Source organism: Micromonospora purpureochromogenes (genome assembly GCF_900091515.1).
GTDB lineage: Bacteria > Actinomycetota > Actinomycetes > Mycobacteriales > Micromonosporaceae > Micromonospora > Micromonospora purpureochromogenes.
Genome location: NZ_LT607410.1, coordinates 2,905,129 through 2,925,245 on the forward strand (window position 1 = coordinate 2,905,129; position 20,117 = coordinate 2,925,245).

The window sequence follows — 20,117 nt, forward strand, 5'->3', positions numbered from 1 at the left end:
ACCTACGCGAGGTGCGACGTCGTGGGATGGTGCACCACCACCAGGGGACGTTTCCCGGCGGCACCTGCCGGGATGGTGTCCACGACGGTGACCGACACGGTGGCTGGCCTTGCGCCGGCCGTGGTGAGTTCGGCGCGAACCGCCTCTTCGGTTGCGGTCTGGTTGAAGCCGAGCCCGGGGGAGGCGACAAGCACGGTGATGTCGCGTTCACCCTGGCGGACCTGCCATCCGGCGGCGTCGATCAAGTCGAGCGCGCGGTGGAACGCGACCGGGTGGATGCGGATTCCGCCGCCGGCCGCAGCGGGTAGCACGAGGACGTCGTCGGTCCGGCCCTCGATCGAGGCCAGGAGTCGGAACGGCAGCCCGTCCGGGCAGGGTTCGGTAGCGAGGGTGACCCGGTCAGTCATCTCATAGCGGATAAGCGGAATGGTACGGCTGGACAACACGGTGACGAGCAGCCGGTCACCGGGCTGTCCTGGCGGTACCGGCCGGTAGGCGTCGTCGACGACCTCCGGGATGACGAGGTCTTCGAACAGGTGCATGCCCCGGTGGTGGTGACATTCGGCCGCGATCCCGCCGGTCTCCGTGGCGGCGTAGACGTTGAACGGCGACACGTGCCAGGCATGGGTGGCCATGGCGCGCGCCTCCGCGGTGAGGACCTCCGAGGAAGAGTTCACCGCACGAGGTGCGATGCGTAGCCGTCCTTGGATCTGCTCGTCGGCCAAGGCGCGGATCATCGACGCGTAGGCGACGAGAACGTCAGGTCGTAGTTCGTTGAGCTGGGCGACGATGTCGGGTATCCGGGCCGCCGCGTCGAGGCGTTCGCTTCGGATGAACGGGCTGCGGACGGTAGCGGCCACCCGAGATGATTGGTGCCACGAGGTGGTGGAGCTGACCACAGCCATGCTCATCGGATGCAGCAAGCCGGCTCGGATACCGGCCCACTGGTTGGCCCGGGCATACGACGCGATCGTCATTGCCCATTCGCGCGCGTCGCTCGGGATGATGCTCCTGCGCCCTGAGCTGCCGGAGGTGGCCGACACCCAGTAACGGCCGGCGAAGCGTTCGTTGCCATGCAGCCCGTCCAGGTATGCCTGCAGATCGGCCAAGCGAACCACCGGGTCGGTGGAGATCTCGTCGAAATGGTCCATCAGGGTGGCCTTGGTCAGCACCGGCAACTCGTCAAGCGGAGCCGCGGCCAGGCCCCGGTGGAACTGGCGGTAGAACGGCGAGCGTTCGGTGGTGAAGATTCGCAACGCCGCGAGTTCTCGCTGCTGGTGCTCACGGAGCTGCTCAGGAGTCCACCGCTCGCGGTAGCCCAGGGTGCGCCGCAGCCGCAGTATGTTGGCGATCATCCGGACGTCCACCCTCATCCTCCTCGCCGCAGCTGAACGAGGACCGTCCCAAGTGGACGGCCCCGCCGTGGTCAGCGCAACGTGTCCAGGCGCCGGTGATACTCCCCGGTGTCCAGTTCGCCGCGTGCATAGCGTTCGGCCAGGATGCGGCGCGCGGAGTCATGCACGTCCGGTGCCGGTCGGCGCCCATAGCTGGTGGCGAGCAACACCGCCCCGATCACAAGCAGAGCCAGGAAGAGCCAGCCGATCATCATCATCCCGCCCATGGGCCAGACCCAGCCGTTGCCGTGCATGACAGTTCCCCTTCCCGACATGGGACCCTCGGCGCCCCTTCCGCGATCTGGGTAAACGAATCGGATACCCGGCGCGGGCCGGACCTCACCTCAGACCTGAGCCGTCCAGGGGAGGACGGCCGACCCTTGTCGCCCGGGTCGTGACCCTGGTGGTGGTGGTGACCCTCGTGACCCCCGTGACCGCCGTGACCGCCGTGCATGAACAGCATCATCAGCGGGCACGCGAGCGCCAGTAGGCCGAAGGCCAGCGACTTGGCCGGTACACCGACCGCCAGTGCCCCGACGACCACGATCGCCAGGGCGATGGCGTATAGCGGCAGACGTTGACGTCTCATCACCGTCTCCTCTCGATTGCTTCCACCTTGACGATGCTGCCCCGACCGGCTCGGAGGACACGGGCCCAGGACCCCCGGCCCCGGGCCGAAAGTCCCTACCCCCTCCCGGTACCCGTATCGAAGCCTTGGGACGTGATCCCAGGAGGACTGTCATGAACGGTGTAGAAGCGGTGGTTCTCGTCGTCGCGGCGGCGGCCATCGCCGGGTGCACTCTTATCAGCTCAGTTGCCATATACCCCCCGGGGGCATATGGTGCCGGGTGGAGGTGGACGGCATGAGACAGGAACACGCAACCGACGCCGATGGCATGGCCCTGGCCGGTGAGACGCAGCAGCACGGCCATCAGGTACAGGTGGGTGAGCACCCCGGCGGTGGCCCGCATGACGGGCATCGAGGCGCTGCCGGGCCGGCGGGTGGCCACAACGGCGACCACCACCACGCGGGGCATGGATCCGCTGGCGGGCACGGGGCTCATGACAAGCACGCGGGGCACGACCCGGAGCAGTTCCGGCGCAAGTTCTGGCTGAGTCTGGCGCTGACGATTCCGATCGTGGTGACCAGCCACATGGTGATGGACTGGCTCGGCTACACCCTCGACTTTCCGGGCATGAGCTGGGTTGGCCCGGTTCTCGGCTCGGTGGTCTTCTTCTACGGAGGCTGGCCGTTCCTGGTCGGCGGTGCCAGCGAGGTCCGCGACCGGACTCCCGGGATGATGCTGCTGATCTCGATGGCGATCACGGTGGCCTACGTCGCCTCGATGGCCACCAGCCTCGGCGCGTTCGACCTGGACTTCTGGTGGGAGCTGGCCGCCCTCGTCACGATCATGCTGCTGGGTCACTGGCAGGAGATGAAGGCCATCGGCCAGGCGCAGGGCGCCCTCGCCGCACTGGCGGCGCTCCTGCCGGACGACGCCGAACGGGTCGACGCCGACGGCACGGTGCACCGGGTGCCGGTGGCCGAGCTGCTGTTCGGCGACGTGGTCCTGGTCCGCTCCGGTGGCCGGGTACCGGCCGACGGCCGAATCATCGACGGGGCCGCCGAACTGGACGAGTCCATGATCACGGGGGAGTCCCGCCCGGTGCCTCGCAGCGTCGGGGATCGGGTCGTGGCCGGCACGGTGGCGACCGACTCCGCGCTGCGGGTCCGGGTCGACGCGGTCGGGGAGGACACCGCGCTCGCCGGCATCGGCCGGCTCGTGGCGCAGGCGCAGGCCTCCAGCGGCCGGGCGCAGGTCCTGGCTGACCGGTTCGCGGCAATGCTGTTCTACGTCGCCACCGCCGCCGCGCTGGTCACCTTTGCAGCCTGGTGGGCGCTGGGTGACCTGGACCAGTCCGTGGTCCGGACGGTGACGGTCCTGGTCATCGCCTGCCCCCATGCCCTCGGGTTGGCCATCCCGCTGGTGATCGCGCTGTCCACCGCGGTGTCGGCGAAGGCCGGCATCCTGGTCAGGGACCGCCTCGCCTTGGAGCGGATGCGCACCGTCGATGCGGTGCTGTTCGACAAGACCGGCACCTTGACCAAGGGTGCGCACACCGTTACCGCCACGGTCGCCGCCAGCGGCACCAGCGAGGACGAGGTGCTGCGCATCGCCGGCGCGGTCGAGGCCGACAGCGAGCACCCACTCGCCAAGGCTCTGGTCAGGGTCGCGCAGGACCGGGGGCTGCGGGCGGTCGCCGGGAACTTCCGATCCCTGACCGGTCGAGGGGTCCAGGCGGTCGTCGACGGCACCACCTGGGCCGTGGGCGGCCCCGCCCTGCTGCGGGAACTCGGCGCGCACGTTCCCGAGGAGCTGGCCACCACCGCGCGAGAATGGTCGGGCCGCGGCGCGGCGGTGCTGCACCTGATCCGCCTGCCCCAGTCCGGCCAACCGGCCGCGGTCGGCGCGTTCGCGTTGGAGGACGAGGTCCGTCCGGAGGCCCGCGAAGCAATCTCCAGCCTGCGCGAGCAGGGCGTGAAGAAGATCGTGATGATCACCGGGGATGCCCGCCCGGTCGCCGAGGCGGTCGCCGCGGACCTGGGGTTCCGGCCTGGGGTCGACGAGGTCTTCGCCGAGGTGCTGCCCGCGGACAAGGACAGGGCGGTCGCCGACCTGCAGGCCCGGGGGCTGATCGTGGCGATGGTCGGCGACGGCGTCAACGACGCACCCGCCCTGGCCCGCGCCGACGTCGGCCTGGCCATCGGCGCTGGCACCGACGTCGCGATCGAGTCCGCCGGGGTCATCCTGGCCTCGTCAGACCCGCGCGGCGTCATCGGCGTCATCCGGTTGTCCCGGGCGCCGTACCGGAAGATGATCCAGAATCTGGCCTGGGCCGCCGGATACAACGTGGTGGCGATCCCACTCGCCGCCGGCGCGCTGTTCCGATGGGCCCTGTCCACCTGAGGGTTCGGGCGGGAGTCGGCCTGGCTTCGCAGGATGGTTCGGGTGAGGTCGGGATGGGACGAGTCGATGACCAGGGCATCCCAGTCCTGTCCGATCAGCACGATCCGGCCATCCGGGCTCAGCACACGCTGCGCCTCCGCCAGTGCGGGCGCGGGGTCCGCCACCTCGTGCAGCACCTTGTCCGCCCGGTAGCCCGACACCGCATGGTCGGAGAGCGGGAGAGACTGGGCGGTGCCCATCCGGAACTCGGCTCCCTGCCAGCGGCGGCGTGCCGTGGCGATCATCAGCTCATCCGGGTCGACGCCGATCGCGGCGACGCCGCGCTGGTTGAGTTCGGCCACGGCGCGTCCCGTGCCACAGCCCACGTCGACGACCGAGGCACCGGGGGAGAGGTCCAGCAGGTCATAGCTGCGGTGCCGCAGACGCACCGCGCCCGGCTCGGTCTCCGCGGCGTCGAGTCGGGCGATCAGCCCGGCAGTGGCATCCATGATGGTCGTGTCTTCGGTCATGGACGCCACCCTCCGACTTCAGGTCGACCTGAAGTCAAGAGGCCGTCCCACCAGCGGATGACGTCTCGTCGGTGAGTGCGCATGGGGTGAGGGTGGGGCCGTAGCGTGCCGGGGGTGGACAGCGTGCACCTGCCCCGCCGGCTGCTGCTCGCCGGAATAGGCTCAGCTGCGGTGGCAACCGTGACCGGCTGCGAGTCGCACCGCGCCACGTCCTCGACCCCACGGCCAACGAGCAGCCCGGGGCCGTCCGGCACATCGGGCGGGGGTGAGGCCGCGTTGCGGCGAAAGATCGCCAGCCTGCTCGTGGTCGGCTTTCGCGGCACCCAAGCCCCGAACTGGATCATCAAGGCGGTGCGGGACGGTCTCGGCGGCGTCATCCTTTTCGACGAGGACCTCGAGACCAGGTCGGTGCGTAACATCCGCTCGCCCGAGCAGGTAACGCGACTGGTGAAGAGTTTGAAGGATGCCTCACCGGGCCCGCTCATCGTCTCCATCGATCAGGAAGGCGGCCGTACCTCCCGCCTCAAGCCGAGCAACGGCTTCCCGACCACGAAGTCGGAGGCCGAGATCGGCGCGGAGAACTCGCCGTCGGCGACCCGCGACTGGGCGCGAGGACTGGTGGCGAGTCTGACGCGGATCGGGGTCAACCTGAACTACGCCCCGGTCGTCGACCTGAACATCAACCCCGACAGCAGAGCGATCGGCAAGCTCGGCCGCAGCTTCTCCGCCGATCCGGACGTGGTGGTCAACAATGCCACGGAGGAGATCCAGGCGCACCGGGCGGCTGGTGTGAAAACCAGCCTGAAGCACTTTCCCGGATCAGGTAGCGCCGCCGGAAACACCGATTTCGAGGTCGTCGACGTCAGTGACACCTGGCGGGAGGTCGAACTGGAGCCGTTCCAGCGGCTGATCCAGGCCGGCCTCGCCGACTCGGTCATGGCCGCCCATGTGCTCAACAAGCAGCTTGACCCGGCGTATCCGGCTTCGCTGTCGACCGCGACCGTGACCGACCTGCTGCGCGGCCGGCTCGGCTGGCGTGGGCCGGTGGTCAGCGACGACATGCAGGCGGTCGCGATCACCGAACGGTACGGCGCCGCCGAGGCGGTCGCCCTGGCGTCGCGGGCCGGCCTCGACCTGCTCGTCTTCGCCAACCAGCAGGTGTACAACGCGCGAGTGGTCGAGGAGACAGTCGACGCGATCATCGATCTCGTCCGGACCGGGCGCCTCACCGAGGACCGCATCGACCAGTCCGTCGCGCGAGTGAATTCCCTCCGCCCGAAACGCTGACCCGACATGCTCGGGAGGGCTCCAACCCTGTGGACGCGTTCGCCGCACGACAGGCGTCCGCTACTACCTCGTGGGCGCGGGCCCGGGCGGCCGAGCGCTCGGCCGGCAGCTCGGAATCGGCACCGCGGATAGGAGCGGAATGTACGCAGGGGCAGCGAGCATGGCGTTGGTGGCCGCGCTCATCGTCGCCGGCCTGTACCTGGCCCACCGGGCCCTGGCGATCGCTTCCTCGCCGCTGGGGAGCCTGCCCTTCCAGTCCGGGTGGCAGCCCGAGGAGCACGCACTGTCGCGCTACCACGTCCGGTGGTACCTCGCCACGCTGCTCTTTCTCGCCTTCGACGTGGAAATGCTGTTCATGTACCCGTGGTCGGTGGTCGTCACCCGACTCGGGGCCACCGCGATCGTCGAGATGTTCGTCTTCCTCGGCGGGGTCTTCGTGGCCGTGCTCTGGGCCTGGCGGGAAGGCGCACTGCGGTGGGTCTGAGCGAAGCGTTAGGTCGGGTCGCCGCCCGGCACGCGCATGTCCTCGTAGCCGAGGTGCCGGGGCACTGGGTGACCCGGGCCGCGGTCGAGCGGCACGTCCTTGCCCGGGGCTGGCGGCTGGCTCTGTCCCCGGGGGACGCCGACATCCTGGCCGTCTGCGGCCCGCCGCCCCCGCACCTGGTGGAACCGCTGCATCGGCTGTGGGAGCAGATGCCCGGCCCGCGCGCTCGCATCGAGGTCGAATCCCCGCAGGGAGTCCTGCCCGCCCTCGTCGCAGCGGAGGAAGAGCTGCTCGACCTCACCCGGCAGCGGGCCGACAGCCGGGACCGGTCGCCCGATCAGGCCGGGACCGGCCATGTCGATCCGGGTGAGCATCACGCCCAGGAACGGCACGCTCCACACGGCCGCGCCGGGCACGACACCGCCCACCCCGCCTCGGAGCGCCGCTGTGGCGGCGGACAGCAGGGCGGGGCGGCCCATGAGCCGCAGGCCGACCACGGCACGGACGCCAACTCCGCGGAGACTCAGAAAGGTACGCACCGCGGAGGGCCGAGGCACGACGCGCACGGCCACGTCGGCCACCACGAGCCGCCACCCGGCAGCGGTGAGCCGGCCGACGACGGAGGCCGGGGGCATGGAGATCACGGCCACGTGGGCCACGGTGGCATGGACATGGCCCCCGGCGGCATCCCACTCGCCAGCGGCGGTGAGGACCGCGACGGCTTGGAGATGGATCTTCTGCAGCTGCGACTTGGCCCGGTCCTGGCGTACTGGCCGGCGGGCCTCGTCCTGCGTTGCACCCTCCAAGGCGACGTCATCGTCGAGGCGGAGACCAGCCTGATCGCCGCCGACGACCCCACTGCAGCCGCAGAGCGGCGGTACGCGCCGGAGGAGCTGCGCCGGTTCGCCGCCCGACGATGCGACAACGCTGCCAGCCTCCTGGGGCTCGCGGCCTGGGGTGATGCCGCCTCCCGTGCTCGGCGGATGCGTGACGCCCTGCTCTTCACCGATGACCCTGACGGGTCGGAACTCCACCGGCTCCGCCGCATGGTCGGCCGGTCGTGGTGGTTGCGGTGGTCGCTGCGCCGGGTCGGGCCGCTGGATGCGCAATATCTCGCCCACCGCGGCCTACCGGCCACCATGACGGGCGACGTCCGTGACCGGCTGCTCGCCATGCTCGACCGAGCCGCGCACAGTATCGCCGGCCAGCAGCCCACCGGCCCGTCGCTCGGCGTACCCGTCGACGCGATCCCTGATCTGGTACGCGGGTGGGACCTCGCCACCGCCCGACTCATCGTCGCCAGTCTCGACCTCGACCCGCTCGCCGCGGACCGGGAGGCGAACCATGTCTGAACCCGCGGTCACCGTGGTCCCCGCCGGGTGGGCGCTGGCCGCCGCCGGGCTGCTCGGGCTCCTGGCGGTTGCCGCTGCCGTTCTCGACGGGTTCCTGACCGCGCGGCCAACCGGCATCGGCTCATCAGGGCTGAGCCAGCCATTCGGTGAGGTGGCCCGGCTGATGCGGCAGCGGCGGCGGACCACGGTCGCGGCGGACAGCCTGTTGTGGCGTATCGGAGGGGCCGGACTGCTGCTGATGGCGTTGATGATCATCACGGTGGTGCCGCTGGGACGGTGGACCCTGTTCGACCTCGACGTCGGGGTCATCTGGTTCAACGCCATGGACGTCCTCGCGTGGGCGTTCGTGTGGCTGACCGGCTGGGGCGCCAACTCGGCGCATTCGGTGATCGGCGGTTACCGGTTCCTCGCCCACGGGCTGGCCTACGAGCTGCCGCTGATGTTCGCGCTCGTGGCGCCCGCGGTCGGTGCGTCGAGCCTGAACGTCGGGGAGATCGCCGCCGCCCAGCAGGGCGTCTGGTTCGTCGTTTGGATGCCGGTGGCCTTTCTCGTGTTCTGCACGGGCGTCCTGGCGATCGCTGTCTGGGGACCGTTCTCCCCGGCCCTCGGCGCTGACCTGGCCGGCGGCGTGACCACCGAGCTGTCCGGCGTCGACCGGCTGCTGTTCCAGGGCGGCCGGTACGCGCTGCTCGCCGCCGGGGCCGCGTTCGCGGTGCCGATGTTCCTCGGCGGCGGCGCCGGCCCGCTGCTGCCCGCCTGGGCGTGGGTGCTGGTCAAGACCCTCGCCCTGCTGGCCGTGTTCGTGTGGCTGCACCGCCGCCTGCCCGCGGCGCGGCCGGACCTGTTCATGGAGGCCGGGTGGCTGGTGCTGCTACCCGCGGTGCTGCTGCAGGACCTGATCGTCGCGGTCGTCGCCGCAGGCAGGAGCTGAGGTGATCACCCACGTCGCGTTCTGGGCCCTGGCGGTCGTCGCCGTCCTCGCCGGCGCCGCCGTGTTCATCGTCGACTCGATGGCCCGGGCCAGCTACGCCCTCGCCGTGTCGTTCATCGCCGTCGGCCTGCAGGTGCTGCTGATGCGGCAGAACTACGTAGGCGTGGTGACGATCCTGATGATGGTCATGGAGATGGCCGTCATGGCCGTCTTCATGGTCATGTTCATGGGCATGAACCCGGCGCTGATGCCGATGAGCATGGTCCACGACAAGCGCCACGCCCTGGCGGTGTCCGTCGGTGTGTTCGTGCTCCTCGCCGCCGGTGTGCTGTTCGTGCCCTGGCCCACGCGACGCGGCGCCCCGCCCGTCGACATCACCGAGGCGTTGGGGGAGGAGCTGATGGGCCCGAAGATGCTGACCATGGCGGCCGTCGGCGCGGTCATGGCCGTCACCATCGTCTCCGGCGTCGTGCTGGCAGCCCATCGGACCCGCTACGACCGGTTCGGCGACGACCTGCGTCGGCGACCGGCCGACGACCCGCAGCCAGGAGGTGTCGGCCGATGACCCTGCAGACCGTGCTGCTCGTGGCGGCGGCGCTGTTCAGCGTCGGCCTCTACGGCGCGCTGTCGCAGCAGGTGGTGGTCATGGTGATGATGGGGCTGGAGTTGATGCTCAACGGCCTGATCCTGGCCGCCGCCGGCTTCTGGTGGTTCCTCGCCCCGGACCCGTCCGGGCAGGTGCTGTTGCTGATCATCATCGTCGCGATGACCGTCGAGATGGCGATGGGCTTCGCCGTGGCCACCCAGCTGCATCGGATCCGTCGTAGCGACATGACCGACATGGCCGGTGACCTGTCCCGATGAGCCCACTCGCGCAGGCGGCCCTGTGGTTACTGGTTGCCCTCCCGACGGCAGCGGGGGTCCTGCTGGTCGCGAGCCGGCGGGCGGAGCGGGCCGCCGCCCCGGTCTCGCTGGCCGTCGCCGCAGCCTCGGTAGTCCTGGCGGTGATCGTCGCCGTGGCACGGCCTGCCGTGGCGGTGCCGTTCATGGCCGGCGTCGACTTCGCGCTCACCGTCGACGGGCTCGCCGCGCTGCTCGCGCCCATGCTCGCCGTGGTGACCCTGCTGGTGCTGGCCGCCGCGGCAGGGGAGATTCGCCGCTCGCAGGCACGCTTTCACGGCCTGATGCTGCTGTTCGCCGCCTCCGCCGCGCTCACCGTCACCGCGGCGACCCTGCCCACGTTGCTGTTCGCGTGGGAGATCATGGGCGCGGCCTCGTACGCGCTGATCGGGTTCTGGTGGCGGGACGAGGACCGCGTGTCGGCCGGGCTGACCGCGTTCGTCACCACCCGCTCGGCCGACCTGGGACTGTACGTCGCCGCGGGAGCCGCGCTGGCCGGTGGCGCGGGTCTGGCGCTGGCCGACCTGCCACACAGCAGCCCCGGTTGGCGGCACGTCATCGCCGCCGGGATCCTCGCCGCCGCGCTCGGCAAGGCCGCGCAACTGCCACTGTCGTTCTGGCTCTCCCGGGCGATGGCCGGCCCGAGCCCGGTCAGCGCGCTCCTGCACTCCGCGGCGATGGTGGCCATGGGCGGCTACCTGCTGCTGCGGGTACAGCCCCTGCTCGCCGCCACCGGCTGGGCAGCCCCGGTGACCATGTGGGCCGGCGGTCTGACAGCGCTGCTGCTCGGCGCGGTGGCGGTCGCCCAGCGGGACATCAAGCAGCTCCTTGCCGCCTCCACCGCCGCCCAGCTCGGGTTCGTGGTGATGGCCGCCGGCGCCGGCACAGTAGCCGGCGGCGCCGCCCATCTGATCGCGCACGCCGCCACCAAGGCGCTGCTGTTCCTGGCGGCCGGGGCGTGGCTGACCGCGGTGGGCACCACGCGGCTCGCCGACCTACGAGGGATCGCCGGGCGGTGGCGGCTGGTCGGCTGGTCCGCCACCGCCGGGGCGCTGGCCCTGGCCGGGATCGCGCCGCTGTCGCTGTGGGCGACCAAGGACGCCATCCTTGCCCAGGTCCTGGAACAGTCACCCTGGCTGTACGTGGTCGGCCTGGCTGCGTCGGCGTTGTCGGCCGCGTACGCGGGCAAGCTGCTCGTCGTCCTCTGGCGGGAATCGTCCGGCCGGCGCGGCGACGTCGACCGCGACCAGGCGGAAGCCGGACGGGTCACCGTCCTGCAGCAGGCGCCGCTGGTGGTGCTCGCCGTGGGCGCCGCCTGTGCCGGTCTGCTGGCCCTTCCGCCGGTCGGCGTCGTGCTCGCCCGGGCCGTCGGACAGCCGGGGGAGTTCCACGCCTCCCCGGTCGAGCTTGCGGTCTCGGCCGTGCTCGCCCTGGCCGTCCTGCTGCTCGTCGCCCGCCGGCCGGCCCCCGAGCCGCGGTGGGCGTTGCGGTGGCTGGGACTGGAAGCCACCGCACGGGTGCTGGTCGTCCGCCCGACCCTGCGCTGCGCCGCAGCGCTTGCCCGCTTCGACGACCAGGTCCTCGACCGCGGCGTCGAGCTCGTCTCGGCTGGGACGCTGCGCCTGGCCGGACGGGCCGGCCACGTCGACGACCGATGGCTCGACCGCGCCGTGGAACGGGTCGCCGCCGGAGCTCGCCGGCTGGGACAGCTTGCCCGCCGGCCGCAGACCGGTCAGCTGCACCAGTACTACCTGCAAGCCGTCGTCGTGCTCCTCGTCGCCGTCGTCGTCCTCGTCGTGTGGGGATAAGCCATTGCTCAGCCTGATCGTCTTCCTACCGCTGATCGCCGCAGTGGCCCTGGCCGCCGTGCCGCGTCTCGGCGACAGCGTGGCGCGCTGGACCTGGGTCGCCGTGGCGGCCGCCGACCTCGGACTCATCACCGTCGTGTGGGCACGCTACGACACTCCGCCGCCCGGGCAGTTGGCCTTCGCCGAGCAGGCGGCCTGGATTCCCGGCGTGAACAGCAGCTACCACATCGGCGTCGACGGGTTCTCGCTGCCGCTGGTGGCGATGACCGCCGCGATCTACCTGGCCTGCGCGGTGTACGCGTTACGTGAGCGGCACCGCCCCCGCACTCACGCGGCACTGTTCCTGTTCCTGCAGAGCGTCAGCCTCGGCCTGTTCGTCGCCGCCGACCTGATCCTGTTCTTCGTCTTCTTCGACCTGTCCATCGTCGGCATGTATTTCGTCATCGCCGGCTGGGGCCACGGCAATCGCGCCCACTCGGCGCTGAAGTTCTTTCTCTACACCTTCCTCGGCTCGCTGGCACTGCTGGTCGGCTTCATCGGCCTGTACGTCGCCGCTACCCCGCACACGTTCGACATGCCGGACCTTGCCGCCACGCCGCCGCTTCAAAGCCGGCCGGTCGCTGGTGGACTGGTGCTCGCGGCGATCCTGCTCGGCCTGGCGGTGAAGACGCCGACCGTGCCCTTCCACACCTGGCTCCCGCCCGCGCACACCGACGCACCGGCCGTCGGCTCGGCGGTCCTCGCCGGGGTGCTGCTGAAGATGGGCACCTACGGCTTCGTCCGCATCGCCATGCCGATGCTGCCGCAGGCGTGGCGGGCGTGGGCCTGGGTGGTGATCGTCGTCGGCGTCGTGTCGGTGATCTACGGGGCGCTCGTGGCGCTGGCCCAGTCCAACGTCAAGCGCATGATCGCCTACACGTCGGTCAACCACATGGGCTACATCGTCCTCGCTGTCGGCGTCGCCGGCCTGGTCGCCGCCGACGCCACCCAGGCCCGCAGCGTGGCGGTCGCCGGCGCGGTCACCCAGATGGTCAGCCACGGCCTGATCACCAGCGCACTGTTCCTGCTCGCCGGCGTCCTGCAAGACCGCGCCGGCAGCTACGACATGCGCGACTTCGGCGGGCTCGCCGCACCCGCGCCAACCTTCGCGGCGCTGTTCGCCGTGGGAGCGTTCGCCTCCCTCGGCCTGCCCGCCTTCTCAGGCTTCATCGCCGAGTTCCAGATCTTCACCGGTAGCGTCGCCGCGGCTCCGGTCACCGCCATCGCGGTCCTCGGCATCCTGATCACGGCGGCGCTGTTCCTCCGCGCGCTGCAGCGCGTCTTCACCGGCGACACCGCCGGCAGCTCGGCCGGATTCACCGACCTGCGCGCGCGCGAACTGTGGTCTGTCGGGCCGCTGTTGCTGCTGTCCCTGCTGATCGGAGTCCTGCCGCGCCCGCTGCTGGATGTCATCGAACCCGCCGCGCACGCCGTCGTCGGCCTGCTCGGGCGGTGACCGGTGGAGACGGAGATGATGCGGCCGCTGCTGCTCCTCCCCGAGATGCTGCTCGCCGGTGGCGCACTAGCCGCCCTGATCGGCGGTTCCTTCGTCCCCCGCCACCGGCAGTGGATCATCCGGATCTTCACCGCGATCGTGCTCGTCGCCACGATCGTCGCGGCCGCGATCCAGCTGCGCGAGCCGGCGACAAGCGCCTTCGACGACTCGTTCGCCGTCGACACGGCCACCGGGATCGCCCGCATCCTGACGGCGACCGGCACCCTGCTCATCCTCGCGATCGCCGCCGACGAGATCTCCGGCAGCGCACGGGAGAGCGAGACGTATGCCCTGCTGCTGTTCTCCACCGCGGGCGCCGCGCTGCTGGCGGGGGCGAACGACCTGCTCGCCCTCGCCGTCGGGTTCCTTCTCGCCAGCATCCCGCTGTACGCGCTGATCGGTCTCGCGCACACCGGCGCAGGGGCGGAGGCGGCCATGAAGACGTACCTGATGGGGGCCCTGTTCGGCATTCTGCTCCTGTTCGGGGTGACCATCCTGTCCGGGATTACCGGCACCACCGGCTACGCCGAACTCGCCGACCGGCTCACCGGCGCGCCGCAGGCGGCGGTGACCGTCGCGGCGGTCGCCGTGATCGCTGGCCTGATGTTCAAAGCCGGCGGGGTGCCCGCCCACTTCTGGGTCCCCGACGCGGCCCAGGCAGCCACGGCCACGGCCGCGACGTTCCTCACCACCGTGCCCAAGATCGGCGCGCTGGTCGCGGTCTACCGTCTCGCCACCGTGCTTCCCCCGTCGTCGTGGCCGCTGCTGGTGGCGGCGCTCGCGGTGGCGAGCATGACGCTGGGCAACCTCGCCGCGTACTGGCAGTCCGACCCCCGGCGGCTGCTCGGCTGGTCGACGGTCAGCCAGGTCGGCTTCCTGCTCGTACCGATCGTGGCGGCCGGCCGCAGCGACCTCGCCCTGCCGTCGCTGCTCGTGTATCTCACCGGCTACACCGCGACCAACGTCGCCGCGTTCGCGGTCAGCGCCGCCCTGCCCGAGCACCGCGACCTCGCCGACTACCGCGGCCTGGCCGCACAGCGGCCCTGGCTCGCCATGGCCCTGCTGGTCGCGTTGCTCGGGCTGGTCGGCACCCCGCCGGCCGCGGTGTTCGTCGGCAAGCTCACCACCGCGACCGCGGCCTGGGACGGGGGATACGCCTGGCTCGCCGTCGTCGTATTCGGCAACAGCGTGCTCAGCCTCTTCTACTACCTGCGCTGGATCACGCCCACCTACCGCCAGGCGGACGACGAGCTGGTGGTGGAGTCACACCTGAGCCGTCGCCCGTGGTCGGCGCGCGTGGCGGTGTCGGCCGCCGCGCTCAGCCTCGCCGCAGGTCTCGCCGCCGGGCCGCTCTGGTACCTGGTCAGCCGATGACAGGAACAGCGGCGCGACGGAGGTCGCCTGGAGGCGCGGATGCCGTCGCCTGGTCCGGGCTCACCCAGTACGCCTACAAGGCCGGTTACTCCTGGTAGGCCAAGTTGATCATCATGCCGGTCTCGGCGTGGTAGATGTTGTGGCAGTGGATCATCCACTGACCCGGGTTGGTCGCGTCGAACTCCACCGCCACGGTCTGCTTCGGCACGACGATCAACGTGTCCTTCCGCACGCCGGTGTCGGCGACCGCGAACGTGTGCCCATGCACGTGCGCTCCGCTGGCCGGTGCTCAATGAGCTCGGCGGGCTGCGGTGTGTCGGCCCGAGGTCGGGGAGGTGCCGGACCGACGCACGTCGGTCAGCACGAACCGGCTGCGGGGCAGCGCCGGGATGCGGCGCAGCGAGATCGTCAGGTCCTGCTCGGGCACCGTGTAGTCCAGCTGCGCCAACCAGCCGGCGAAGGCCGCCAGCAGGGCCACGGTGACGTCCTCACCCGGACAGCGGTGCCCGGTGCTCCGGTCGGCCCCGCCCTGCGGAATCAACTCGTACGGGTCGGGAGAACGCCCGACGAATCGGTGGGGGTCGAAGCGGTACGGGTCCGGCCACAGCGCCGCGTCGTGGTTCTGCCCGTAGATGTCGAGCAGGACGAGTGACCCGGCGGGAACGTGCTGGCCCTGCCAGGTCAGGTCGGTGACCGCCCGGCCAGCGACGAACGGGGCGAACGGGTAGAAGCGGCGGACCTCGTGGGCGAACGCCGTCGCGTAGCCGGTGTCGCCGGAGCGCAGGCGGTCGCGGTGTTCGGGCCAGCGGTGCAGGGCGTGTGCCGTGAACACCACGAACCAGGACACCGCGACAGTGGGGCGGATGATGTTGAGCAGTTCCACCGCGGCGAGCTCGGCGTCCATGGGTTGCCCGTCGCGGTGTCGGTATCCAGCGACCGCTGCGAGCGCGGAACCCGCAGGGGCGGTGACGGCACCTGTGCGGACCTGGTCGACGAGTGCGCCCAGCCAGTCCTCCCGCCGTCCGCGGGCCCGCCGTGCCCGCCAGTGCCGCGGGCCCAGGGTGGCGAAGCCGTCGACCATGGCGGTCAGATCGCGGGCCACGGGCGCCACGCCGGCGTCGTCCAGCGGAATCCCGGCCCAGCCGCAGACGCCCTTGGTGATCACGTGACTCGCCTCGTCGAAGAGCACGATCTGTCGCCCCTCGCTGTTCGTCGCGATCGCTTCGTCCCAGGCCACGGCTACCTGGTCGACCAACGCGGCGACGCGGCGAGGGTCGGTGAGCAGGGACAGGAACATCGCCTTGCGGTGGCGGTGCTCCGCGCCGTCGAGCGTGTGAACGGCCCGGTGGCCGAACAACGTCCCCTGGACCGGCTCCGGGATGGCCGTGTGCCGACGCACGTGCCGCTCGTCGTAGAAGAACCGCACCGCGTCGGGCCCGCGCAGCGCGAGCGCGCGCTGGCCCATCACCCGAGTCGGCACGGCGGGCCCGCCCTCGCGGCGCCACAACGCGGGTAGCCAGGCGTAGCCGTTGAGCATCAACCCGAGGGTGTCGTCCAGATACGGTCCGCGCTGCTCCACCATGAGTGGTGCAATGCCCACTGCCCGGAGCGCAAAACGCTCGCCCAACCGGCTGTCAGGACACCGCCGCTCTCCCCGCCACCGGTACCCGCATGCGGGGATGCCCCGCCCGACTGCTTGACTGGGAAATCCGCTCGCGTTCCTGATCGGCGCCGGGTGCGGGTGGAGGTTTCGGACTCCAACCCGGTGCTACCGGTGCTCACCCGCCCGGACTTCGAGGCGGTCGGCCGTCGGGGACTGTGGCTGATCGATACCCTGGTCAAGGCGTGGGGCTGTTCGCCGCAGCGTCTCGGCCCTTCCCGCGATGAGGTGCCGTTGACCCGTCGGCCGGTCGTGCTCCCTCCCGCCCGGTCTGCCGCGCGCTTCCCTTGTCGGACAGGAAGCCCTCGGCGCCGGTGAGGTGCAGGACCCGGGCGGTCACCCCGTGGGCTCCGCGGACGTGGAACCGGTGTCCGACGCGGGCCGCCTCGTGAGCGGCCTCGAGCAGGACGCTCACGCCGGCGGCACAGCAGAAGGTGACGCCGCTCAGGTCGCAGCAGACCCAGGAATGACGCTGGACGGCTGCGGTCAGCGCCGCACTCAACGCGGGAGCGGTCTCGAGGTCGATCTCGCCCGTGGCGTTGACGACACGTATGTCGCCAGGTGCCTGGTGCGTGTCCGTCGCTGATGAAAAAGCCATCGCGTGCCAACCTCCCGTCGGGGATGAGGTGGGCGCGCGGCTTGACCCAGGGACGAGCGTAGAGCCGGACCGCCGATTCCGCCAATGTTCACGTTCGGTGACGGCGGCGCGGGTACCGATCGGCACCAGGGTTCGTGCAGCGGTTCGCGACCGCCGACTCTCAGCCACCACTCCTACCAGTCGGCCAACCGAGGCTGAATGGTTCGGCGGTGACCGTCGGGATCATCACCCTGGTGGTGCTCACGGTGCCTCTCGCGTTCACCGCCGCGTTGACCACCTCCATCGCCGCCGCCGCGGTGCTGCTCGGTGTCGCCGTGGCTGACGCCCGCCACTTTGCTGGGCGCGCACCGGAAGTACCGTCACCGCCTGCGTGAGTGACCCGCGCGGAGGGCTCGTACCGGGTCGCCCGACGTGATGCCCGTCTGCCGAAACGGCGGTGCCGGCGCTGCTCGGTCACCTCCCAATGAATTCGTACGAGTCAGGAATGGCGCGCACGACAAGTGGGCGGAAGGCGAAGATGCCCTGCTGCCTCGCCTAGAAGGTCTCTCGCGGTAGCCAGCCGAGGAAGCGCTGTCGTAGGTGTTGTTTGTTGGCCCGAGGTAAATCGAACAGGGCTGCACTGAAACAGGAGCCCAGGTAGATGCCGAGTGCGGGTCGGGTTCCGCCGAATTCCGCGAGAAGTTGGCTCTGTTTCGTCGCGCAGGGCCATTCGTGAGCGCAGCCGCTGCAGGCCCAGGTGGGTGGCATGGGTAGGTGGTTCTCGGCCGGAGCGGTGGCTGGGCGCGTTGGTCCGGGCAGAGGCGGCTTACGGTGCGGATCGTCTGCAACAGGTAGGTGACAGGTCGCGGCGGCGAAGGTGGCTGCTGTGCGCACGAGGGCTTCCGGGCCGGGCTGCTGCGCGAGCAGAGCTGTGAGGGTGTGGTGCGCCAGGAGGTCGAGGCCCGCGCGGTCGATGTCCAGTGTTCTGCACAGCGACACGAGCACGAGGGGCCCTGGCCAGGTGTCCTCGGTCAGGACGCAGGTGATCATGTCGTTGAGGAGCGCGCCGAGGGCCTCGGCGTGTTCGGTGAGGGCCGGTGGGGCGTCGGGGTCCCGACTGATGGTGCAGGCTGTTTGGCTCACGGTGTTGCGAATGATCGAGGTGCCGCGGAAAACATCCACTGGGTATCTCCTCGTCAGCAACGTTCAGGAGTTTGTCGTGAAGGCAGTCGAGTTACCGAGCGTCAGGGGGTGATTGCGCAGCGTTTTAGAATGTTGTGGTGGCCTGTCGCGATGGTAGAGAACCATTCCGATACGCGGTGCGGATCGACGCAACAGCTGACTGAACAGTCAGTTGTGCGGCCGTCCTCTTGGCTTCGACCCTGATGAGACCGGGTCCCCTGCTGGGGTGACGGCGTTGTTCGCCAGCGCGCGCCTGTCGCACGTCACCCGCCCGAGCCGCCATCCCGCCGGACTGGCCCTCGGACCTCCCGCCCCGGAGATCCTCGCCTAGTCGTTCGTGTCCCGAATCCTGGTGCTCTGCAGGAACGCTTTCCGCGGCAGGAGGAGTACATTGGGGGCCCTGTAGTTCGCATCCGCGGTATCGGGTGCGGCGAACCGGCGTCAAGGAAGTGGCGTAGGTCCCGGCTCCGCCCTGGTGGTTCCGTGCAGCGGCCCGCCAGGTTTGGGCTGCCATCCGCGCGTTCTCCTCGGCTCCGGTTCCGGGCTGGGCGTGCCGGTCATGAGGATTTGGTGCCATGACTCGCCCCCTGCCGACGGACCCCGCTGACGCCTTCGCCGAACTCGGCCGTATCAAGCTCGGCGAGGTCGGTCTCGACGATGTCCTGCAGCGGGTCGCGGAACTGGCCAAACGGGTGCTGCCCACACCGGTGGAGGCGTCGGTCACGCTGGTACGCGGTGGGACAGCGCACACGGCGGCGTTCACCGACGACCTGGCCCGCGACATGGACGAGCGGCAGTACGCGCAGGGGCGTGGCCCGTGCCTGGATGCCGCCACCAGCGGTGATGTCATGTCCGTACCCGATCTCGCCGCCGACGACCGGTGGCCCGACTGGGGCGAAGGCGGCCGCAAGGCGGGGGTGGGCAGTTCGGTGTCGATCGGCCTGCCGGTGCAGGAGGCGGTCGTCGGGGCGCTCAACGTCTACGCGCGCACGCCACACGCCTTCGACGATGATTCGGTGTCGGTGCTGGAGACGTTCGCCGCGTACGCCGCGGTCGCCCTGGCCAACGCGCAGCTCTACGACAGCACCGCGACCCTGGCCCGGCAGATGCAGGAGGCGATGGCGAACCGCGCGGTGATAGAGCAGGCCAAGGGCATCGTCATGGCCGAGCGCCGGTGCTCCCCGGCGGAGGCGTTCGCGGTCCTGGCGAAGGTGTCGCAGGACTCCAACCGCAAGGTCCGCGACGTGGCCCAAGCCCTCGTCGACCGGGCAGCCAGGACATCCCGCGCCTGACGCGCTTGTGAGCGTGTCGGTGCCCGGGAGCAGGGGCGGGTGTGAGTCGCCGGCCGGTGGGGTAGGGCAGGAGGTATGACCCGTCGGTCCCGGGACCGTGCCCGGGCGACCGCCGGTGTGTGCCGGTTGAAAAGGACTGATCTGGATGCTGCAGCCGACCGTGGATCCCGCCGACGCCCTCGCCGAGCTCGGCCGGATCAGACTCGACGAGACCAGCCTTGACGAGATGTTGCGCCGGATCGCCGAGCTGGCCAACCGGAGCGTTCCCGGGACCAGGGACGTGTCGGTCACCCTGGTCAGGGGCCAGACGAGCCAGACCGTGGTATCGACCGGCGAGCTCGCCCGTGACCTCGATGAGTGGCAGTACGAGCTCCACCGGGGCCCCTGCCTGGACGCCTCCGCCAGCGGCGACAGCATCTCTGTGCCGGACATGGCGGCCGAACAGCGCTGGCCGGCCTGGGCGGCCAGGGCCCGCTCCGCCGGGGTGGGGAGCTCGTTGTCGATCGGGTTGCCGATCCAGGAGTCGGTGGTGGGCGCGCTGAACGTCTACGGGGATGTGGCGCACGCCTTCGACCCGCCGGCGATCGCGGTCGCGGAGGGCTTCGCGGCGTACGCGGCGGTGGCGCTGGCCAACGCCCACCTCTACGACAGCGCGGCCACCCTGGCGGAGCAGATGCAGGAGGCGATGCGGGGCCGGGCGGTGATCGAGCAGGCCAAGGGGATCATCATGGGGGAGCGGCGCTGCTCGCCGGAGGAGGCCTTCACGCTGCTGTCGAAGATCTCTCAGGACACCAACCGAAAGGTCCGCGACGTGGCCGCTGCCCTCGTCGCCAAGGCGGTCGAGAGCGCTTGAGTGTGAGCGGC

20 protein-coding genes and 2 pseudogenes are annotated in these 20,117 nt (G+C 70.7%); 13 read left to right on the forward strand and 9 right to left on the reverse strand.

Annotation, left to right across the window (positions count from 1 at the left end; all coding sequences use genetic code 11):
* Positions 1-2: 2 nt before the first annotated feature.
* From GA0074696_RS13445 to GA0074696_RS32585, 3 genes are read right to left on the reverse strand one after another with little or no spacing between them, the layout of a single operon-like run.
* A complete protein-coding gene (locus GA0074696_RS13445; RefSeq protein WP_157745886.1) occupies positions 3-1,367 on the reverse strand; it encodes a phenylacetate--CoA ligase family protein in 1,365 nt (454 codons plus the stop codon).
* A gap of 59 nt (positions 1,368-1,426) precedes the next feature.
* Entirely contained in the window at positions 1,427-1,648 is a 222-nt protein-coding gene (locus GA0074696_RS13450) for an SHOCT domain-containing protein (RefSeq protein WP_088961420.1), read from the reverse strand.
* Complete coding sequence (locus GA0074696_RS32585) at positions 1,609-1,983, reverse strand: DUF2933 domain-containing protein (RefSeq protein WP_088961421.1); 375 nt, start codon at positions 1,981-1,983, stop codon at positions 1,609-1,611. The genes GA0074696_RS13450 and GA0074696_RS32585 overlap by 40 nt, the downstream gene beginning before the upstream one ends.
* Before the next feature lie 274 nt (positions 1,984-2,257).
* Between GA0074696_RS32585 and GA0074696_RS13460 the strand changes: the two genes are divergently transcribed.
* Positions 2,258-4,363, forward strand: a complete 2,106-nt coding sequence (locus GA0074696_RS13460; RefSeq protein WP_231925356.1) for a heavy metal translocating P-type ATPase — start codon at positions 2,258-2,260, stop codon at positions 4,361-4,363.
* A gap of 104 nt (positions 4,364-4,467) precedes the next feature.
* On the opposite strand, the pseudogene GA0074696_RS32590 reads toward GA0074696_RS13460, so the two are convergent.
* Positions 4,468-4,872: pseudogene (locus tag GA0074696_RS32590) on the reverse strand (methyltransferase domain-containing protein); the annotation flags it as partial.
* 114 nt (positions 4,873-4,986) lie between these two features.
* Here GA0074696_RS32590 and GA0074696_RS13470 point away from each other — a divergent pair.
* Together GA0074696_RS13470 and GA0074696_RS13475 are read left to right on the forward strand one after the other, a co-directional pair.
* Positions 4,987-6,159: a glycoside hydrolase family 3 N-terminal domain-containing protein gene (locus tag GA0074696_RS13470; protein WP_231925357.1), complete on the forward strand. Its 1,173-nt coding sequence runs from the start codon at positions 4,987-4,989 to the stop codon at positions 6,157-6,159.
* Positions 6,160-6,319: 160 nt separating this feature from the next.
* On the forward strand, positions 6,320-6,643 hold the full coding sequence (locus tag GA0074696_RS13475) for an NADH-quinone oxidoreductase subunit A (RefSeq protein ID WP_197700866.1): 324 nt from the start codon (positions 6,320-6,322) through the stop codon (positions 6,641-6,643).
* An 8-nt stretch (positions 6,644-6,651) separates the two neighbouring features.
* Here the strand turns inward: GA0074696_RS13475 and GA0074696_RS31800 are convergent, their stop codons facing one another.
* Positions 6,652-7,293, reverse strand: a complete 642-nt coding sequence (locus GA0074696_RS31800) for a hypothetical protein (protein ID WP_231925358.1) — start codon at positions 7,291-7,293, stop codon at positions 6,652-6,654.
* Between the two features lie 15 nt (positions 7,294-7,308).
* Between GA0074696_RS31800 and GA0074696_RS31805 the strand changes: the two genes are divergently transcribed.
* Genes GA0074696_RS31805 through GA0074696_RS13510 form a run of 7 tightly spaced genes read left to right on the forward strand, consistent with a single transcriptional unit; the run spans position 7,309 to position 14,542 of the window.
* A complete protein-coding gene (locus GA0074696_RS31805; RefSeq protein ID WP_231925359.1) occupies positions 7,309-7,995 on the forward strand; it encodes a hypothetical protein in 687 nt (228 codons plus the stop codon).
* A complete protein-coding gene (locus GA0074696_RS13485; RefSeq protein ID WP_088961426.1) occupies positions 7,988-8,926 on the forward strand; it encodes a complex I subunit 1 family protein in 939 nt (312 codons plus the stop codon). The genes GA0074696_RS31805 and GA0074696_RS13485 overlap by 8 nt, the downstream gene beginning before the upstream one ends.
* 1 nt (position 8,927) lies before the next feature.
* Positions 8,928-9,491: an NADH-quinone oxidoreductase subunit J gene (locus GA0074696_RS13490; RefSeq protein ID WP_088961427.1), complete on the forward strand. Its 564-nt coding sequence runs from the start codon at positions 8,928-8,930 to the stop codon at positions 9,489-9,491.
* The gene (locus tag GA0074696_RS13495; RefSeq protein ID WP_088961428.1) at positions 9,488-9,790 is read left to right on the forward strand and encodes an NADH-quinone oxidoreductase subunit NuoK; all 303 of its coding nucleotides are present in this window, start codon (positions 9,488-9,490) and stop codon (positions 9,788-9,790) included. The genes GA0074696_RS13490 and GA0074696_RS13495 overlap by 4 nt, the downstream gene beginning before the upstream one ends.
* Positions 9,787-11,634 carry a proton-conducting transporter transmembrane domain-containing protein gene (locus GA0074696_RS13500; RefSeq protein WP_088961429.1) on the forward strand — a complete coding sequence of 616 codons (1,848 nt, stop codon included), beginning with the start codon at positions 9,787-9,789 and terminating at the stop codon, positions 11,632-11,634. The genes GA0074696_RS13495 and GA0074696_RS13500 overlap by 4 nt, the downstream gene beginning before the upstream one ends.
* A gap of 4 nt (positions 11,635-11,638) precedes the next feature.
* A complete protein-coding gene (locus tag GA0074696_RS13505; protein ID WP_088961430.1) occupies positions 11,639-13,129 on the forward strand; it encodes a complex I subunit 4 family protein in 1,491 nt (496 codons plus the stop codon).
* Between the two features lie 3 nt (positions 13,130-13,132).
* Entirely contained in the window at positions 13,133-14,542 is a 1,410-nt protein-coding gene (locus tag GA0074696_RS13510; protein WP_172894277.1) for an NADH-quinone oxidoreductase subunit N, read from the forward strand.
* Positions 14,543-14,627: 85 nt separating this feature from the next.
* On the opposite strand, the pseudogene GA0074696_RS13515 reads toward GA0074696_RS13510, so the two are convergent.
* The 3 genes and pseudogenes from GA0074696_RS13515 to GA0074696_RS32595 all read right to left on the reverse strand — a co-directional run.
* Positions 14,628-14,813: pseudogene (locus GA0074696_RS13515) on the reverse strand (multicopper oxidase domain-containing protein); the annotation flags it as partial.
* 18 nt (positions 14,814-14,831) lie between these two features.
* Entirely contained in the window at positions 14,832-16,142 is a 1,311-nt protein-coding gene (locus GA0074696_RS13520; RefSeq protein WP_231925360.1) for a cytochrome P450, read from the reverse strand.
* A gap of 238 nt (positions 16,143-16,380) precedes the next feature.
* Positions 16,381-16,800: an STAS domain-containing protein gene (locus GA0074696_RS32595; RefSeq protein ID WP_088961432.1), complete on the reverse strand. Its 420-nt coding sequence runs from the start codon at positions 16,798-16,800 to the stop codon at positions 16,381-16,383.
* A 209-nt stretch (positions 16,801-17,009) separates the two neighbouring features.
* Here GA0074696_RS32595 and GA0074696_RS30755 point away from each other — a divergent pair, with 209 nt between their 5' ends.
* Positions 17,010-17,174: a hypothetical protein gene (locus GA0074696_RS30755; RefSeq protein WP_157745887.1), complete on the forward strand. Its 165-nt coding sequence runs from the start codon at positions 17,010-17,012 to the stop codon at positions 17,172-17,174.
* Positions 17,175-17,334: 160 nt separating this feature from the next.
* Here the strand turns inward: GA0074696_RS30755 and GA0074696_RS31810 are convergent, their stop codons facing one another.
* Positions 17,335-17,961: a hypothetical protein gene (locus GA0074696_RS31810; RefSeq protein WP_231925361.1), complete on the reverse strand. Its 627-nt coding sequence runs from the start codon at positions 17,959-17,961 to the stop codon at positions 17,335-17,337.
* Positions 17,962-18,536: 575 nt separating this feature from the next.
* Between GA0074696_RS31810 and GA0074696_RS13535 the strand changes: the two genes are divergently transcribed.
* Positions 18,537-19,253, forward strand: a complete 717-nt coding sequence (locus GA0074696_RS13535) for a GAF and ANTAR domain-containing protein (protein ID WP_088961433.1) — start codon at positions 18,537-18,539, stop codon at positions 19,251-19,253.
* Between the two features lie 145 nt (positions 19,254-19,398).
* Complete coding sequence (locus tag GA0074696_RS13540; RefSeq protein ID WP_088961434.1) at positions 19,399-20,106, forward strand: GAF and ANTAR domain-containing protein; 708 nt, start codon at positions 19,399-19,401, stop codon at positions 20,104-20,106.
* Positions 20,107-20,117: the final 11 nt, after the last annotated feature.

Coding starts and splice junctions, on each gene's coding strand:
- GA0074696_RS31805 (WP_231925359.1), top strand. CDS start 7,309: ATGGACATGGCCCCCGGCGGCATCCCACTCGCCAGCGGCGGTGAGGAC.
- GA0074696_RS32585 (WP_088961421.1), bottom strand. CDS start 1,983: ATGAGACGTCAACGTCTGCCGCTATACGCCATCGCCCTGGCGATCGTG.
- GA0074696_RS13485 (WP_088961426.1), top strand. CDS start 7,988: ATGTCTGAACCCGCGGTCACCGTGGTCCCCGCCGGGTGGGCGCTGGCC.
- GA0074696_RS13495 (WP_088961428.1), top strand. CDS start 9,488: ATGACCCTGCAGACCGTGCTGCTCGTGGCGGCGGCGCTGTTCAGCGTC.
- GA0074696_RS13540 (WP_088961434.1), top strand. CDS start 19,399: ATGCTGCAGCCGACCGTGGATCCCGCCGACGCCCTCGCCGAGCTCGGC.
- GA0074696_RS13535 (WP_088961433.1), top strand. CDS start 18,537: ATGACTCGCCCCCTGCCGACGGACCCCGCTGACGCCTTCGCCGAACTC.
- GA0074696_RS13460 (WP_231925356.1), top strand. CDS start 2,258: ATGAGACAGGAACACGCAACCGACGCCGATGGCATGGCCCTGGCCGGT.
- GA0074696_RS13500 (WP_088961429.1), top strand. CDS start 9,787: ATGAGCCCACTCGCGCAGGCGGCCCTGTGGTTACTGGTTGCCCTCCCG.
- GA0074696_RS13450 (WP_088961420.1), bottom strand. CDS start 1,648: ATGCACGGCAACGGCTGGGTCTGGCCCATGGGCGGGATGATGATGATC.
- GA0074696_RS32595 (WP_088961432.1), bottom strand. CDS start 16,800: ATGGCTTTTTCATCAGCGACGGACACGCACCAGGCACCTGGCGACATA.
- GA0074696_RS13475 (WP_197700866.1), top strand. CDS start 6,320: ATGGCGTTGGTGGCCGCGCTCATCGTCGCCGGCCTGTACCTGGCCCAC.